General features: G+C 42.5%; 14 protein-coding genes and 2 pseudogenes. 8 read left to right on the top strand and 8 right to left on the bottom strand.

Annotated elements, in window-relative coordinates; translation table 11 throughout:
• Positions 1-39: 39 nt before the first annotated feature.
• From pdxY to AC6I8Y_RS26425, 4 genes are all read left to right on the top strand, one after another.
• Positions 40-735, top strand: coding sequence for a pyridoxal kinase (pdxY, locus tag AC6I8Y_RS26440; RefSeq protein ID WP_498023173.1), 696 nt, complete (start codon positions 40-42; stop codon positions 733-735).
• A gap of 280 nt (positions 736-1,015) precedes the next feature.
• The gene (locus AC6I8Y_RS26435) at positions 1,016-1,252 is read left to right on the top strand and encodes a hypothetical protein (RefSeq protein WP_498023171.1); all 237 of its coding nucleotides are present in this window, start codon (positions 1,016-1,018) and stop codon (positions 1,250-1,252) included.
• 274 nt (positions 1,253-1,526) lie between these two features.
• Positions 1,527-2,402, top strand: coding sequence for a hypothetical protein (locus AC6I8Y_RS26430; RefSeq protein WP_498023170.1), 876 nt, complete (start codon positions 1,527-1,529; stop codon positions 2,400-2,402).
• Between the two features lie 420 nt (positions 2,403-2,822).
• The gene (locus tag AC6I8Y_RS26425; protein WP_498023169.1) at positions 2,823-4,097 is read left to right on the top strand and encodes a carbohydrate porin; all 1,275 of its coding nucleotides are present in this window, start codon (positions 2,823-2,825) and stop codon (positions 4,095-4,097) included.
• Between the two features lie 84 nt (positions 4,098-4,181).
• Here AC6I8Y_RS26425 and tnpC read toward each other — a convergent pair whose 3' ends face one another.
• The 5 genes from tnpC to AC6I8Y_RS26400 all read right to left on the bottom strand — a co-directional run bounded on the left by tnpC (position 4,182) and on the right by AC6I8Y_RS26400 (position 8,630).
• Complete coding sequence (gene tnpC / locus AC6I8Y_RS26420; protein ID WP_498023167.1) at positions 4,182-5,627, bottom strand: IS66 family transposase; 1,446 nt, start codon at positions 5,625-5,627, stop codon at positions 4,182-4,184.
• 59 nt (positions 5,628-5,686) lie between these two features.
• Positions 5,687-6,040 (bottom strand): IS66 family insertion sequence element accessory protein TnpB, encoded by a 354-nt coding sequence (gene tnpB / locus AC6I8Y_RS26415; protein WP_498023165.1) that lies wholly within the window; start codon positions 6,038-6,040, stop codon positions 5,687-5,689.
• Complete coding sequence (gene tnpA, locus AC6I8Y_RS26410; protein ID WP_038228469.1) at positions 6,037-6,354, bottom strand: IS66 family insertion sequence element accessory protein TnpA; 318 nt, start codon at positions 6,352-6,354, stop codon at positions 6,037-6,039. The genes tnpB and tnpA overlap by 4 nt, the downstream gene beginning before the upstream one ends.
• A gap of 230 nt (positions 6,355-6,584) precedes the next feature.
• Complete coding sequence (locus AC6I8Y_RS26405) at positions 6,585-6,956, bottom strand: hypothetical protein (protein ID WP_498023163.1); 372 nt, start codon at positions 6,954-6,956, stop codon at positions 6,585-6,587.
• Positions 6,957-6,965: 9 nt separating this feature from the next.
• Positions 6,966-8,630, bottom strand: a complete 1,665-nt coding sequence (locus AC6I8Y_RS26400; protein ID WP_498023161.1) for an amidohydrolase family protein — start codon at positions 8,628-8,630, stop codon at positions 6,966-6,968.
• 393 nt (positions 8,631-9,023) lie between these two features.
• Between AC6I8Y_RS26400 and AC6I8Y_RS26395 the strand changes: the two genes are divergently transcribed.
• From AC6I8Y_RS26395 to AC6I8Y_RS26385, 3 genes and pseudogenes are all read left to right on the top strand, one after another.
• On the top strand, positions 9,024-10,367 hold the full coding sequence (locus AC6I8Y_RS26395; protein WP_498023159.1) for a metal-dependent hydrolase family protein: 1,344 nt from the start codon (positions 9,024-9,026) through the stop codon (positions 10,365-10,367).
• A 144-nt stretch (positions 10,368-10,511) separates the two neighbouring features.
• Positions 10,512-11,702, top strand: a pseudogene (locus AC6I8Y_RS26390) (ISL3 family transposase).
• Between the two features lie 600 nt (positions 11,703-12,302).
• Positions 12,303-13,183 (top strand): annotated as a pseudogene (locus AC6I8Y_RS26385) (IS3 family transposase).
• Between the two features lie 58 nt (positions 13,184-13,241).
• Here the strand turns inward: AC6I8Y_RS26385 and AC6I8Y_RS26380 are convergent.
• The 3 genes from AC6I8Y_RS26380 to AC6I8Y_RS26370 all read right to left on the bottom strand — a co-directional run bounded on the left by AC6I8Y_RS26380 (position 13,242) and on the right by AC6I8Y_RS26370 (position 15,962).
• Entirely contained in the window at positions 13,242-13,733 is a 492-nt protein-coding gene (locus AC6I8Y_RS26380; RefSeq protein WP_498023157.1) for a DUF3299 domain-containing protein, read from the bottom strand.
• A 77-nt stretch (positions 13,734-13,810) separates the two neighbouring features.
• A complete protein-coding gene (locus AC6I8Y_RS26375) occupies positions 13,811-15,073 on the bottom strand; it encodes a carbohydrate porin (RefSeq protein WP_498023156.1) in 1,263 nt (420 codons plus the stop codon).
• Between the two features lie 145 nt (positions 15,074-15,218).
• Positions 15,219-15,962: a hypothetical protein gene (locus AC6I8Y_RS26370; protein ID WP_498023155.1), complete on the bottom strand. Its 744-nt coding sequence runs from the start codon at positions 15,960-15,962 to the stop codon at positions 15,219-15,221.
• A 225-nt stretch (positions 15,963-16,187) separates the two neighbouring features.
• Here AC6I8Y_RS26370 and AC6I8Y_RS26365 point away from each other — a divergent pair, with 225 nt between their 5' ends.
• On the top strand, positions 16,188-17,099 hold the full coding sequence (locus tag AC6I8Y_RS26365; protein WP_498023153.1) for a LysR family transcriptional regulator: 912 nt from the start codon (positions 16,188-16,190) through the stop codon (positions 17,097-17,099).
• The last annotated feature ends 109 nt before the right edge of the window (positions 17,100-17,208 follow it).

Below are 17,208 nucleotides of genomic sequence, written 5' to 3'. Positions count from 1 at the left end.
ATCTTATTACTCGCGCAAAACGATTAGAATGCGGGGTTTATGACGCGCTTACTACGTTCATTGATGCAAGGGCTCCTTGAGAGTGGAAAGCTAAATGAATGTGGTGCGGTACTGTCCGGGTATCAAGTGTGTGAACATCAATACAGGGCAGTTGCTGATGCTGTAGCTTTGATTAAGGAACGAAACCCAAGTGCCTTATATATTTGCGAGCCAGAGTTAGATTCGATTGAGGAGGTTCAGGGTTTATACGACAGTAAGACAGAGACTGTAGCGCAATTTTTGGTGCCAACCTCGGATGTATTGGTACTGACTCAATATGAACTAAGTAATCTAACCGGGCTCAGCATTGGTTCCTTACACGATGCGGTTACTGCTTGCAAAAAGATGCTAGATATGGGGCCTAAGATAGTTCTATTGAAACACTTTGAAGCGAGTAAAACCGATACTTATAACACGCTTCTTGCTACTTCTAACTCATGTCGCCTAGCACTCCTTCCTAAGATACCCTTTGAAAAAAAGGTGCATGGTATCGGCAACTTACTTTCAGCTATTTTTACGGCTTGTTTGGTAAGAAATATGTCTACTCTAGAGTCGTTTAATCATGCATGTAATGCAGTTTACGGTGTACTCCAAGATACAAAAGAGAATGGAAAATATGAATTACAAATCATAAGTGGTCAATATGAATTCGTGGAACCTACTTACAATTTTGATGTGGTCAAAGTAGGGTGGTAAGGCCTGAGAACTATCAAATTGGCTAGCTTCAGAGCTTCGGCTTTAAATTCTTCAGCGTGTCGAGTTAGTTTCGCTTTCTTAATGGACATTGATTCACCTCGTTAGTGATTTTACTCACTTAACTCGGTGTCCGATACTGCTGGTACGGAGCTCCCCGGGAAATTCTCATCTGAAACTGGAAAATCTTCAGATCTGGTGCCACGCTTTCTTTTGTGTGTAATTTCGAAACTGACATTTACCCGTACTAGCTATCTATGAAAAGCCAATGTGGAGTTTGATTATGGAATCAAGCATTTATCTAATGATTGCCAAGCCTTTGCCTTCAACATCGGAGGGTAAGACGCTATTTGAAGACGCAGCGGTCTGTATCTCAAATTACAACGATAAAACGAATTTCGAAGGCTGGAATGAGATTAAGGCCAGTTGGGAAGATAGTATCGGGCTTCAATTCGACGTCGACTACAATGCATTAGGAATGAATACGTCCTCTCGCTTGGTGAAGATAGCGCTGGCGTAGTTGGTCAGAGTTGGCTTCCTTTTGTTAGGGGTGGATGGGCGTAAGATGGCAGTGTTCTAGGAAGCTGGGGCTCTGTTTTTTTGACAGCCGGTGGCTATGCATTGGTTATTAAAAATGGTCGATTTATAGACCCTGAAACAGTGCTGGATCAGGTGCTCAATATGGGGGAAACAGTTAGATTGATGAAATAACGAAAAATAAGTTATACAGCAGTGGGCTATCGACTCTACAGGCCTGTTCTAAATTAGGTATCAACTTTTGCGGGTAGATAATTATGATTATGGAAATCAACAGATACGTTCGGACTACTCTTCTTTTATGGGTTGTCGCTGTCTTTTTAAGTTTTAATGTAGTTGCTTCTGAGGAATCAGCGGATGATAAGGATTCAGGGACAAACACTGGACAAGATCCCACAAAACCAATGACACGTTTTGATATCCGTTTCGAGGAAGGGTATTTGCCTTTTGATGCTCAAGGGAGGGAAGACAAGGAAGGAATAAATACACTAATTTTTCGAGCTGATGCTCCTATCTTACTGGGAGACAAAGGAGAAAACGGAGTGTTATCACTTCGAATGGACGTCCCGTTAATATCACTGCAAAGAACGTCCACAAGAGAAGGAAGTTTTGAGTTGGGTAGCACTTATCTTCAGTTTGTACACATAGCGCCTAGTAGCTGGGGGAATTTACCTGGCGCAAGTGCTTGGGGGTGGGGATATGCAATGCAGGCCCCAAGTTCCACTACTGGTCGACAAGAATTTACCCACTTAGGAATATATGCCTCCAAATGGCAGCTAAGCGAGACAGTGAGTTTCGTACCATTATTTAAATATATGAACGCTTCTTCAGAAGATTATTTTGATGCGATAAATCAGCTCAGCTTTACTCCAATAATCAACTTCAACATAGGCAAAGGTATTGATTTTGTGACGTTGTGGGGCAACTATGAATGGTTGCTAAATTTTGACGATGGGGAATTGACTGGAAAACAGAGTGGAGACTATTTTATTCCTTACGACATTACTGTTGGCAAAATGTTATCTAATAACAGAGTAGTTGTATCAGCAACTGCTGCTGGCAAACTTCTGAGTAGTGGTGATTTCGAACAATATGATAATAAAATTATGCTTAGAGTGGGGTTCTTTTTCTAACTTATGATGGGCTTAGTTGCGTAAAAGAATTATTGACTACTCTTTACCTCTATCTAACAAATCTTGGTGTGTGATTCATAGAGATCATTTCAATCTATAATGATCTCTATGAACAGAGAAATACAACAACGGCTTACTTGGGTTAAGCTCTATGAGGAAACTAAATATGCGAGCGGCTCTATAGCGAACTAAAGTCAAAAATAACCATTAGCAGAACTAAAAACACCGGATAATGGTTATTTATAGGTTTTACAGGTAAGGATATTACTCATGCAATATAATTTTTGGGGCGGTGGTAAGCCTAAGGGCACAAAAACTATAGACTGGGTGGATCTGCTTTTAAGAACACATGCGAACCTATTATCACATAGAACCAAATTGTCATAGGTTCAGATTAAATGATTCATGATTGAGGTTAAGATGAAAAGGAAAATATGTTTATCGACACTTACTGGATTTGTAATCACAGCAGTTTTTTTCTTCGGTTACGCATTTGCTGATGAGAGCATTAATGAGTTTGAAGATCTAGCGGTAATGAGAGATACACCAGTTGAACAATCTCACTTTGATTCTTGGAACAAAACTAAAGCTCACTGGCAGGAAGAGTACGGACTACAACTTGGCATCGATTACAACATGTTAGGGTTAGTTGCAACCGACGCTTTAGGTCAGGATTCGGCTGCTTCAGGGGCTCTGAGGGCATATGGTCAATGGGATATAGTTCATACCAACTCGGGCGCAACTGGTGGCATAGTGTTTAAATTTGAACATCGGCATAAATATACAGACTCGTCGCCTAAGGAATTCGGGTTGAAAGACTTGGGCTATATTGGTTTTGTGCACTCTTTGTACGGAGACCAAGGTTTTAGAACTACACATCTATTTTGGCGGCAATCTATGCGCGATGATCGTATGGTGGTTTATGCGGGCTTCTTGGATATGACGGACTATACAGACTTTTATGCGCTGGCCAGTCCATGGAATGACTTTAACAACGGTGTATTTACAACAGGTAGTGGCACGATTGGAGGCCTTCCTGATGGCGCATTAGGGCTTATGCTTGGTGGCTTTATGAGAGACAATATCTACGGCTCAGCGAGTATTATTGATGCGAAGGGGAATGCGTCTGACCTTGTTCAAGGAGTCAAAGATTTTTTTGATACTGGTGCAACATGGAAAAGTTTAGAAATAGGTTATACGCCATCAAAAGAAACATTGTTTATTGATAACGCACACGTTACTTTCTGGCAACGTGATGCGGTTGAAAGTGATAAAGAAGGTTATGGTGTTAATTTTTCTATCTCTGGCCTTGTTAATAATCAATGGCTTCCATTTATCCGAACTGGCTGGGCGCAAGATGGCGGAGCCATGTATGATGCGTCAGTTAGCGCTGGTTTTGGCTATATTCCTACCAATCGTGAAGAAGACATGATGGGACTGGCGTTTAACTGGGCAAGTCCTATGGCAAGCACATTTGGTGATATCGATTTTGATGATCAATATACCGCTGAATTTTACTATCGCGCGAGAGTGACTCCTTGGCTTCAGTTGTCTCCAAGCGTTCAAGTAATGAATCATACAGCAATAAATCTTAATGCAATTGAATCTGGAGATGTTTCAAACGCGATCATAAAAGATAAAACAGATATGGTGTTTGGCTTAAAGACACAGTTCCTTTTTTTAAACAACAGTTAGTGTAGATAAAGGTTTAAAGCTTTTAGAGACTATATATTAGAGAGATGGAGTGTATCCGCCCCATGAACCCACGGGGCGATATGACTAATGTTTGAAGTTCCAAGGGAGGAGTGCATCGATATCTGGCTCCGCTTTCGCCAGCTCTTTCATGCGCTTGACCATGTAGTCGTAAAGGATAAGGCCGCTGGCTTTTGCAGTCTCGACGATACTGTAAAGCATCGCGCTCGCGTCAGCACCATTTGGTGTGTTCGAGAACAACCAGTTCTTCCTGCCAATGACCAGCGGTTTAATTGCACGTTCAGCACGGTTATTGTCTATCGATAAGTGACCGTCATCGATATAACGGATGAGCTTCGGCCATTGACCGAGCGTGTATTTTATCGCTTTACCCAACGGGCTAGACTCTATCACTCGTTGAGTCGTCATCCATTCGTACAACTCATCCAGTATTGGCTTGGCGTGCTGTTGGCGTTCTGCTTTTCGTGTCTCGACAGACGCACCTTTTAAGCGGGATTCTATGCCATAGAGCTTCTGGATTTTGGCCAGCGCTTTATCTGCTTTGCCTGACTTGCCTTTACCTTGAAGCTTCTTAGCATCCATGAACTTGCGACGTGCATGCGCCAAGCAGCCGACATTAGTTACTTGATGAAGGCCGTCATAAGCACCATAGCCATTGGTTTGCAGATAACCACTGTAATCCCCCAAAAAGGCAACAGGGCACGCCCTCGCGCGACTGTTTTGATAGTCATACAAGGCGATATTTTTCACGTTAGGAAGTGCGGCTTCTGGCGAGTCTGCGCCCGTGCAGTAAAGCCACATGTAGCATTGCTTATCTTCCTTGAGGACATTGAGTGGCGTTTCATCCGCCTGAACCACCACTTGCTCGAGTAGGTGTGTTTTCAAGGCCGCGTAGAGCGGTGCGAACTTTTCACTGACTTGGATAACCCATCTTGCCATAGTCGTGCGCGATAGTTCGATGCCCGATTGGGTAAAGAGCGACTCTTGGCGATACAGTGGCATCGCGTATTGGTATTTGCCCAGAATGATATTGGCTAGCAAGCTTTCTGTTGCGAAGCTCTTAGGGATAATGCTTTGCGGCGCTGGCGAGAACTCTAGCTTTTCACTGCGGTCTTCACCGATTTTATGCAGGCTATGCTTGCAGCACGCGCATTGCTTTTCATGGTCGTCTAAATCGAGTTCGATAACCTCACGAGGCAAGGTTTTTGGAAGTGGCTTACGCTTACCACGTTTCTTCGTTGTGGTGGTTGTGGTGGTTGTCGTGACCTCAACCTCATCTTCCTTAGCGGCTTCGCATTCCACTTCGTTGAAGAGGTCACCTTGAGATGCATCGTAAGGCTTTAACGCCTCCGAGCGTTTAGCGAACTGGCGGTCGAAGGCAAGCTTGAGTTGTTCAAGTAAAGACTGGCGCTCTTGTTTCAATCGGCTTTCTGACGCCATGAGCGCTTTCACCATCGCTTGTAGCTCGGCAACATCTTGACTTTCTGGGTTGATATTTGGCGTCTTTTTCATGGCATTCATTATACTAAAATGGAGCCGTGAACGCTTGGTGGATAAGGCTTTATTATCGATTAAGTCATTGTAAAATCGTTTATTCGAACGGGTTTATGGCCGATAATTGTGAAGCCAGAAAGTAGCCTATCAAGCTCGAATTGAGTCAGGCTAAACACCTCATTTTTCTCTTTTGATGGCCACTTGTACTTGGCTTTTTCGAGGCGTTTGTACCAAAGAGCAAAGCCTGTTTTATCCCAGTACAAGACTTTGATTTTGTCGCGCTGTTTATTGGTGAACAGGAACAGTGCACCGTTTGCCAAGGGTAAATCGGTGTCACTTTCGATAATCGCAGCAAGACCATTGATCGACTTTCTAAAGTCGACACTCTCACGATACAGATAAATCTCTGGAGCGCTGAGCATACGTTTCATGATAGCGCACCGATGAGTTCTGCTAGATAAGTGGCTGGCGTGCCTTGTGGAATACTCAGCTCAACATCATTGACGAGCAGTGTCATGTTAGCCGTTGCTATTTGAGCTTGATACTTGGTTGTCTTTTCGACGACTTCTGCTCTAACAAATCCGACAGGCGCTGATTGAGTTGTCGACTGAAGTTGACGGCGTTTTGCGAAGAACGTCGATAAGCTCAGTCCGTGCTGTTCACAGAAAGCACGTTGAGTGATGTTGCTGTGCTCATAGCGTTCGAGAAGAGTTTCCCATTCTTGGTTTGTGCGTCGAATTGCCATTTCAAATCTCCTTGTGGTTGAAGACCTGATCTTATTACTCGCGCAAAACGATTAGAATGCGGGGTTTATGACGCGCTTACAATTGACATTGCCCTTATAGTGGTTAATAACTAAACGGAAAAAACGAGCTGCCACATAAAAAAATCCGATATTGGTTTCCCAATATCGGATTTTTAATTTGATAACAATTAGAATCTAAATCAGTTCACATAATAGCAATGACGTAATCTCTAGTGAACTATGGTTATATCGCTGTAGCGTTGGAGTTTCATAACCCTTGTACGCTCCCACAAGCTACTTCCATTCATAACAATCTCTACCATTTGATGTTCGTCACAAAATGCCCAAGAAGGCTTTCCTTTGAAACTAGATTCTATTTCTGATACTTGTCCTTGCGTTAACTTAGACACATCCAAACCGACTTCATAAGCATATATTGAAAGCTGACTGTTTACCGCTTGCTGTTTCTTCAAGCTAGGTTCAGTACTATGTTGATACTCATCTAAAACTGTAACTTGGTTTGCTAAATCATCAAGTGAGGAGGCGTGAGCTACGCCTCCAAACGAGATTGCGCAAACTAGTATGCTAGCGGCAATTCTCATCTCATGCTCCTATTTGCTTTTGAACGTCGGGTTACCTTCTGCGCCTGCTTGTGTTGCAGAGAACGTAGGAACAGTAATGTTTTTCAGCCAGCTTGCTTTATCAATACCTTTGAAACGTGCCTTGTCTTCTGGAGTATAGCGAATAGGTTGACCCGCCCATACTTTCTTGAACTCGCCATCGTCAACCACTTTTTGGCCATTAACAATCACATAAGAAATACCCGTTGTTGGCTTGCCTTGCTCTCCCGCTTTATAAGTTGAGTTGTCTTGAACGTTTTCTGGATCAAAAATCGTGATATCGGCTACCATACCTTCTTGCATACGCCCACGCTTTTGCATAGCCTCAAGGCCTTCATCACCTAAATGTTTCGCAGGCCAGTAACTCATCTGCGCTAAGGTAAACATAAGTGGAACACCCTCTTCACGCGCCATTGCGAATACTCGACCGCGCGTACCCGCTGTACGTGGGTGACCTTTATATTCCGTGTAGTCCGCATCCCAAGAATCAACACCCAAACCTGAGTAAATAGAATCTGCCGCTACTGTCATGTGAGGGATCTGCAAGAAATACTTCAACCACTCTTTACGTGGTGGACTGAAAATGACGACAAGGTGACCAGGATCCTTTGCAACCAACTCTAGATAAGCTTCTTTATCTAAAAACTTGTCAGAATCTGGATCATAGATAATGTCCTCATATTTGTAACCAAATAGTCCTTCAACACTTTCTGGTATTAGGAATGACGACCCAATAGCAGTCGATGCTGCGTCATAAGGGTAGTATTCTGACCACATGTTCATACCTTGTTCACGAGCAGATTTAAGTTTCTCCTCTACTTCCCACCAACCAAATTCATTGTTGTGAAGCATTAATAAGCCCGCTTTTAGTGCTACAGCATTTGCAAAGACTTCATCGAAGCCCAACTGTCCTTCCGGGTTTACTGGGTTGCCATGAAAACGTGTATGAGAGGCCGTAAATCGTCCCCAATTTGCCGCCACCTTTTGTGATTCATACATTTCAAATGATGTAAGACCATTGCGCATGTATGCAGTTGTCGATGCAAGATTGATAGCACCATCTTTGAAGCCCTGATCCAAAATCGTCAAGATTTGGTTCATTTGTTCTTCATTGGCCTTGGTATCAGACCAACCACTGACCCCATCTTTGGCTGCTTCTGTGCGTAATTTACTCAGAATATCCGGAGCGTCATACGCTCGATCAATTTTGACTTCAGGGTCCAGAATCTCAAGCCTAGCCGCTTCTTGACTGATTCCAGTACCATAGTTCAAAGGCCAGGCATCTTTCTTATTGTCATACCATTCAGCTACGCGTGTTGCCCCTATTTCTAGATCCATACCTGTGGTTACACCATCAAGAGCTGCCAGCTTAATTGACAGGCCGTCAAGAGAATGGAAGTGAGTATCAATAAACCCCGGAGCAACAACCTGACCTGATGCGTCAATAACCTGACTGCCTTCTAGTTGGTCGGCAGAGATTGTAATAATTTGACCATCTTTTATGCCGACATTAAGCACTGCATCCAGCATGGTTTCAGGATCCATAACCCGACCATTTTCAATCACTAGGTCATAATCTGCTGCATGCAATGTTCCAGCGTTTAACGTCAATGCTGCCAGCACTGACGCTCTAATCAATTTCTTATTTGTTTTCATTTTTTTTCCTTATATTTTGGCTAGGTTCTTCTTTATCTACACTACAAAAGAACAGTCTCGCATATAGTAAGCAATACCATAACGCTTCTAAACAGCCCAAATCTTTAGTTTCAAACGGTATGAACCAACTAACTATTTTCAAACTGACTGTCTCTTCATCTGGCATTTATTCTATAGACATCAAGCAAATACATACACTAGCTTATGTTGGATCAGATGCGACAAAATCATCCCCTTAGCTTGAAAAACATTCAGGTACCATGGCCTAATGGAACTATCTAAAAGCCAACAAGCCAACTACAATAAACAAAACACTCACAACAACTAAACTTAGTCACATATACATTTATTTCAAGTAAGAAAAACCATAAACCAATGCAAGGGTATAAATTGATGAAACTCAAAAAACTTACGGTACTCAACACACTAATAGCTAGTTGCCTTTCATTTAGCACACTAGCTAACGAAGCGGCTGTAGTGATCACCAATGTCGATATCTTTGATGGTGTTAATAAACAACTCACTGAAGATGCCAACGTATTAATCGTTGACAACCTGATTAAAACGATCTCACAAGATGCTATCAATCATGAAGGAGCTAAAGTCGTTAACGGGAAAGGAAGAACGATGATCCCAGGTCTTAGCGATGCTCATACACACATCATGTGGACGGATGATATTGAAACACTTATTTATGGCGCTCCAGAAGGTTGGTCAGGTACCCTTGCAGGTGTGAACGCACGGGAAATGCTTCTGCGAGGCTTTACCACCATTCGCGACAACGGAGGACCAGCTTTCGGTTTAAAAAAAGCCATTGACGAGAACATCATTCCAGGACCAAGAATACTACCCGCGGGTGCATTTATTTCTCAAACATCGGGTCACGGTGACTATGACAAGCGCATGTTTTACATGTCACCTCACTTTACTGGTCAAATCGATAAAGCGTACATTCGAGGTTGGACAGTCATCGCCGATGGAGTTCCGGAAGTACAAAAAGCTTCTAGAGATGTATTCCGCTCTGGAGCAACCCATCTAAAAATATTCGGTAGTGGCAGTATTACCGGTGCACACGACCCGTTAGATGTCACCGAATATACTTATGAAGAACTCAAGGCAATCGTAACGGAAGCAGATAAATGGGGTACCTACGCAGCAATACACGCCTATAGTGATGTAGGTATCCAAAATGCCATCAAAGCAGGTGTAAAAAGCATTGAGCATGGGCTGTTCGCATCAGAAAAAACCATGAAATTGATGAAGAAAAATGATGTATGGTTTTCAACTCAGTTTTTGGCCTTTAGCTTACCCCCTGAAAAAGCAGGGATGACAGGTGACGCGGTTCCAAAATACCTACAAGCTCAATCTGGTGCTCAGGCAGGCTATGAGCGCGCTAAAAAGTACGGTGTGAAAATGACGTTTGGTACCGATATTTTGGGTTCATTAACGCTTCACCGAATGCAGAATCGCGAGTTTATCGCGCGTAGCAAGTATTTCACTCCTTATGAAATCTTAAAGCAAGCAACATCACAAAATGCAGAGCTTTTTGAACTGTCAGGTGAACGCCACCCTTATAAAGATGGAAGACTGGGTGTTATCCAAGAAGGTGCTTATGCTGACTTACTCCTTGTAAATGGTAATCCACTTGAAGACATCTCAATTCTCGCACTTCCTGAGACGAACCTCGATCTCATTATGAAAGACGGTATTATTTATAAAGACAAGTTGTCGAAATAACATTAAATGAATTGATAACACCTTGTACCCCCATCTAACCTGTTAGATGGGTTCATCGCGGATTAGCGTGAACTAAAAACAAAATCGGTAGTAAGTGATATGGTTTAGTCGCCAAACAAGAATCATACACAAACTACCGTTTCCATGCCGAATCATACTTTCCTATCTTCATTCTGGGAAGGCTTTCAAATAGTAAAGTCTCACCAGACAGCATCACTTATTACCCTGACTCTTAAACCTAACTCCAAGGCTAAATGCCTTTGTGGTCTCGAGAGCGAGACTATTCATGAATATCAGTGGCGCCATGTGAAAGAGGCCATGTTGCTCGGTGTGCCTGTTGAACTTTCCGTTCAAACACGAAGAATTAAGTGTCGTGACTGCGGCATAAAAACAGAGTCTCTATCTTGGTTAGAGCCTTATGCTCGCATTGCTAAGCGCCTAAAAAGCTATAAAGAACAACTGTTACCCCTGCTTCCCATTAAGCATATCTCCCAGTTAACGGGCGTTCATTGGCACACCATTAAAGAAATTGATAAACGCCGACTTCGACAAGTGGTACCGCCAGTGAAAAGGGGAAAGTTAAGGCAACTCTTCATGGACAAGTTCGCCATCTTTAAAGGGCATATATATGCCACCGTCATCGCTGATGGGAAGACTCATCAAGTCATTTGGATAGGGTTAGGGGTAGCCGCAAGGACATACGACCGTTCTTCGAGCAACTAGGCAAGTATGGCAATAATATCGAAGCGGTCGCAATGGACATGAATACGGCGTTTGACCTTGAAGTCCAAGCGCACTGTCCGAACGCAAAAATCGTTTACGACTTATTCCATGTTGTTGCTAAGTTCGGTCGTAAGGTGATGGATAGAGTCAGAGTCGACCAAGCCAACAAACTCAAGCAAGATAAAAAAGCGAGGCAATGGGTCAAGCGTTCACGCTGGGTGTTGTTGAAAAACAGAGGCAACTTAAATGCACGCAAGATAGCTATCTTACTGAAATATTGGATATCAATAAGGACTTGATGACCACTTATATACTCGGAGCACAACTCAAGGAACTTTGGCATTGTGAATCAGGAGTACATGCTAAAGGGTTCTGGGAGGCGTGGTGGGCACAAGTACAAGAGAGTGGAATTAAGCCATTGAAAGAGTTCGCACAAAAACTGAGTCCTTATCTTCACGGCATTATCGCATCGGCAAGTTATCCGCTCAACACCTGCACATTGGAAGGGATAAACAACAAGATAAAGCTAATCAAGCGAATGAGGTATGGATATCGAGATACAGACTACTTCTCCTTGAAGATAAAAGCGGCTTTCCCGGAAAGCCGCGATGAACCTTAATCTTTTCACATCTGATAGCTACAACCTGGTACTCTCACCTTCCCTCCATGAACCTTTCATTACAATAGACTCCCATAAGACACCCCATCTGGTTAAACACTCTAGTTATCCTATTTGTAGTGACACGATAACAAAACTAACAAGAAAACTTTTCAACGTTAAATACGGGCAGCGATGCTAATTCGATAGACCAACTAAAACGAGATTAAATTAAAAACGTTGTGGGTCAACCGAAACACACGATTGATAAATGTACTCGCTAGCTAAAAAGGGAATAACCACTAACTTGATAGACACCGTTTAGTTAGACAACAGCACTCACCAAGAGATACTTATGAACAGTAAAAGATATCCTGAATAATTTAAAATTGAAGCCGCTGGTGACTACAAATGTCATAATGTTACTGAAGCTGCCGCTCGTAAAGTGCCAATCACCCATAGCCTCTTTGCATGGAGTAAACGGTATGCCCTAGGCCTCTCTTCATCAAATAAAGTCCGATGAAAAGTAGAGAACAGTCGACTCTAAAAGAGTGATCCGCACCATCAGTTTTGGACACTGCGTTAAGTAAGTACAATCACTAACGAGGTGGACAATGACAACCAAAAAAACACGAATCAAACATGCTCCCGAGTTTAAAGCCGAAGCACTTAAGTTGGCTGAGAAAGTCGGTGTCGCTGCTGCACGACAACTATCGTTATATGACTCTCAAATCTATGGGTGGCGTAAAGCCGCTAAAAAAAGGCCGCTACCTATTTCGCGAAAAATCTAAAGTCGATTATTATGAATTTATGCTCGAACACCTTATACAATATAGGATTGTCCGCATGGCTAAGGTGTTTGGGGTTTCTCGAGGTGGGTTTTATTACTGGATTAATCATCGCCATAAAGTCACTCAACGCAACGAGCACCACCATCAGCTTGATAGCAAGGTTCAAGAAGTCTTGGCTAATAAAAAGGAACGCGATGGTGTAAGGCGTATTCAAAAAGAACTTGAAGAAAATGGGCTGGAGAGATTACTTATCTAGCGACAAGAGAAGGTTGGATGTATTTAGCTGTTGTAATCGACTTATACTCACGGCAAGTCGTTGGTTGGTCAATGAACACTATAATGACGGCGACTCTGGTCTGTGATGCGCTATCAATGGCATTATTCCGCAGAGGTATGCCAGAAGGGGTGATTATCCATAGCGACAGAGGTAGCCAGTATTGTTCAAAAGACTACCGAGACTTAATTACAGCCCATAATCTAAAACAAAGTATCAGTAGGAAGGGAAATTGTTGGGATACGCTTGTGTTGAAAGCTTTTTCCACTCAATGAAAGTAGAAGCCGTCCAATACGAGCCGATAATGACGCGAGAAGAGATGCGCCAAGCACTTTTTGAGTACATCGAAGTTGATTATAATCGAACAAGAAGGCGCAGTCCCCTTGGGTATCTACGCCCAGTTAACTTTGAAAAACAATATGTCGCTTAATGCGCTGTCCAGTCTGGCTGGAGCAGATCAGATGAGAGATAGTTCAAATCACAGACAATTACTCTTGATACTCATCAACTTTTTTTGCATTTAACAAATACGCTGTTGTCGCAAGGTCAGTATCTAATGTTTCCGTCATTAACTCACCAGTGACATAAACCACGTCCCATAACTTAGTCATTGGAGCCCCTTCTTCAAATTTGACATAAATGATTTGGTTCGGTGGTGGCGGTGGAACATGGATGCATGCCCCAAAAAATGGGACTAACAGAAATTCAGTTATATGACTCTCTGTTCCTTCAAGAGGAATTACAAACCCTGGTATTGAAATTTCTTTACCATTTAAATCATCCCTAACCGTTCCTACAGCACTTTGCTTGGCTTGAGGTCCAATATGACTAATCTGAGCACTGTCTCCCGATAAATACGCAGCTCGCTCTTGCTCTGGAATAAGATCAATCCACTCGATCGCTTGGTTAGTGCCTGCCAACGCAAAATTAAAAATTGTAGCGCTCACAATAGATAGGTATAGCAATATTTTATGTGTCATTAGCATACGTCCTCTTATATAACCCTAAGGTAATAGGGCCCCTTGAAATAAGGAGCCTGTTCAACAACTGATATCGATTAAAAAAGGATTTGCGCTTTTAAGCCCATAACTACATCAGTTTTATCTTTAATTAGTGCGTTTGACATATCCCCAGATTCAATTGCATCGAGATTAATTGCCGTATGATTCATGACTTGAATACTCGGGGACAACTGAAGCCAAGGCGCCACTTTCGCGCGGTAGTACAACTCTGCTGTATATTGATCATCAAAGTCGATATCACCAAATGTGCTTGCCATCGGACTTGCCCAGTTAAATGCTAGCCCCATCATATCTTCTGAACGACTAGCTGGAATATAGCCAAAGCCAACGCTAACCGATGCATCGTACATGGCACCACCATCTTGCGCCCAGCCCGCCCGAGCAAACGGAAGCCATTGGTTGCTTATAAGACCAGAGACTGAAACACTCACACCGTGGCCCTCTTTATCATTGTCAACCGCATCACGCTGCCAAAAAGATACGTGAGCGTTATCAATAAACAGCATCTCTTTCGATGGTGTATAACCAACCTCTACACTTTTCCATGTTGCGCCAGTGTCAAAGAAGTCTTTGACACCTTGGCTCAGATCAGACGCGTTACCCTTCGCATCAAGAATACTCGCTGAGGCATATACAGTGTCAGTCATAAAACCACCCAGCATCAGCCCTAAAGCACCATCAGGAAGGCCACCAATCGTACCGCTACCTGTCGTGAATACACTGTTATTAAAATCGTTCCATGGACTCGCTAGAGCATAAAAATCGGTATAGTCAGTCATATCCAAAAATCCGGCATAGGCCACCATACGATCATCGAGCATAGATTGACGCCAAAATAGATGTGTAGCTCTAAAACCTTGGTCACCGTATAGAGAGTGTGCAAAACCAAGATAGCCCAAATCTTTTATACCAAAATCTTTTGGCGATGAATCGGTATATTTGTGTCGGTGTTCAAATTTGAACACAATACCACCCGTTGACCCAGAATCGGTATGAACCATATCCCACTGGCCATACACTCTTAGCGCACCTGAAGCAGCTGAGGACTCTCCTAGCGCATTAGTCGCTGTTAATCCAAGCATATTGTAATCAATACCCAATTGCAGTCCGTACTCTTCCTGCCAATGAGCTTTGGTTTCGTTCCAAGAGTCAAAGTGAGATTGTTCAACAGGCGTATCTCTCATCACTGTAAGGTCTTCAAACTCATTGTTGTTCTCTTCAGCAAATACGGTTGTCGAGACTGCCATCGCTGACATTAACATTGTAACGGTTGCAGATAGACGAAAAGTGGGGTTCATTGTGGCCTCTATGAATAATTACTTCTTAAAATAAAAATGCTGTATTTCATTTGCAGTGCAAATAACAAGACTACGGATAATATAGTAGCCTAAAGGAGACGAGTTATGGGCAATAGATCCATAACCCATTGTTTATGTTGCTTGTTTAGAAGAATGACTTGTACATAAACCACGCGACGGTATTATCAATATCTTGTGTCATTGACGCTGACTCGACGGTACCGTAAGTATTCTCGATACGGAACTCACCCCAATGTGTTTTCGCTGCGTTCATTGGAGTACCAACTCGTAAGGAAGACTTCAATGTACTGGTTTCAATATCGCCTCCTGCATAAGTGTACTCTGGGCTCAACATTACATAGGTACCATCATTACCCGTTTTGACAGTAAAGTAACCTGCGGCCATGCCACCAAACGTCGAATTATCACTCACACCAAACTGGTGAGTCATAGCGTCACTGTACTCTCCTCCTAAAACACCTCCTCTCAAGTACATAGAGAAGTTCTCAGTTGGGGTAATAGCGACAACAGCACCAAGAGCAGCCGTTGTCATCGAGGCATTATCGATAAAGTCAACCGATGCAGCTACTTTGGGCATTGTAGGATTATCGAAGTTAAATACGTGGAAGTATTGCGCGCGAGCATCACTGTATTTTCCCTCTTTATCCATGTTGCCTTCAGCAACGACCATACCTTGTTGAGTGTCGTTAACGGCAAATGCATACGTTAGTGCCCCTTTAACATCACCTTGATTGGTTGCACCTACAGTGAAAGAGGTGGTCGCTCTTGCAATATCTGAAGGGTCGTTCTCTTCTTCAGCGAACGCTGAAGTGCTAGAAAGTGTTAGTACAGTAAGTGCAGTAAGTGCAAATTTTTTGTTCAGTGTCATTTTAGTTTCCAAAGTGGTTAATCAGTAGAGACAGTGATAATACAAAGACTTTCTGAAACAACTAACTAGCGTTTGTAGGATGAAACTGGACAAATTTAGAAACTGGCTTATCTTATATAGATATTAACAAACAACTAAACGAAACTTGGTCAAAGTAACTTAAAAATTGCGCCATCAACCAATACGTTACTTTTACAAATACCCAAATAAACTGGATGAAACACTATGAATTTTAGCCTTGAGCAGCTAAACACCTTTGTTACCGTATACGAGCAGAAATCTTTTAGTAAAGCGGCAGTGAAACTTAACAAGCACCGTAGCACAATTGGTCAAGTCATAATAAATTTAGAAGACTCTCTCATGTTAGCTTTATTTGATAAAGTGGGTCGTTCGGTAGAACCCACAGAAGAAGCATCATTATTGTATCGATATGCGAAACAAGCCGTTGAGCAATTAAACACATTTGATAGGCTAGCAATTAACTTAGCTTCTGGGGATATTGAAGAAATAAATATTGGTTACTGTAGTTTTATCCCTCAAATTGCAATCACAGACCTTAGAATGCAATTAACCAGAGACTTCCCAAATCTGAGAGTAAACCTACTTGTTCGCGGAAAAGAAAAGATCAAACAAGGAATAGAGAGCGGAGAGTTTCACTTCGGTTTGGTTAATATTCACGATAGCACAGCTATTAATAGCATCAATTCCATATACTTAGAGACACTATCTTTCGTTCCATTTGGCGCAAAGAACAGCGAACTATCTCGTACGCCTCCAGACCAAATGTTAACTAAACTAAAAAACTCTAAGCAGTTAATATTGCAGTCTTTAGTAGAAGAAGGCTTATCAGATAAAGTTATACTATCACCTAACAGTGAAGCAATTGACCAACTTTCTGTCATCATCAGATTAACTGAGTTGGGGCATGGTTGGGCGTTACTTCCTCGCTCCGTACTTAAATCGGAGCACATCAATCAGAACTTAGTTCAGTTAGAAGTATTTGAGTGGAAAAAAAGCTTAGAAATTCCAATTTCACTCTGGAGTCCACACTCCCATCAACTGGAGAAAATTAGGGGCTCTATAATTAATGCCTTGAAGGACTATATAGACTATGTTTTGGAAGAACTGAACAACTAACCCCCTCAATGGGGGAGGCACTAAACGCTCTTTAACCAGTAAAATAGACACCTAATTTTCTTTAGCTCGTTACTATTTTATAATCTTAGGGCTGCTCTGCTAGAAAGGG

The organism is Vibrio sp. KUL78, assembly GCF_059725505.1.
The sequence above is the reverse complement of the archived record's forward strand: the minus strand, read 5'-3'. Positions and strand labels throughout refer to the sequence as shown.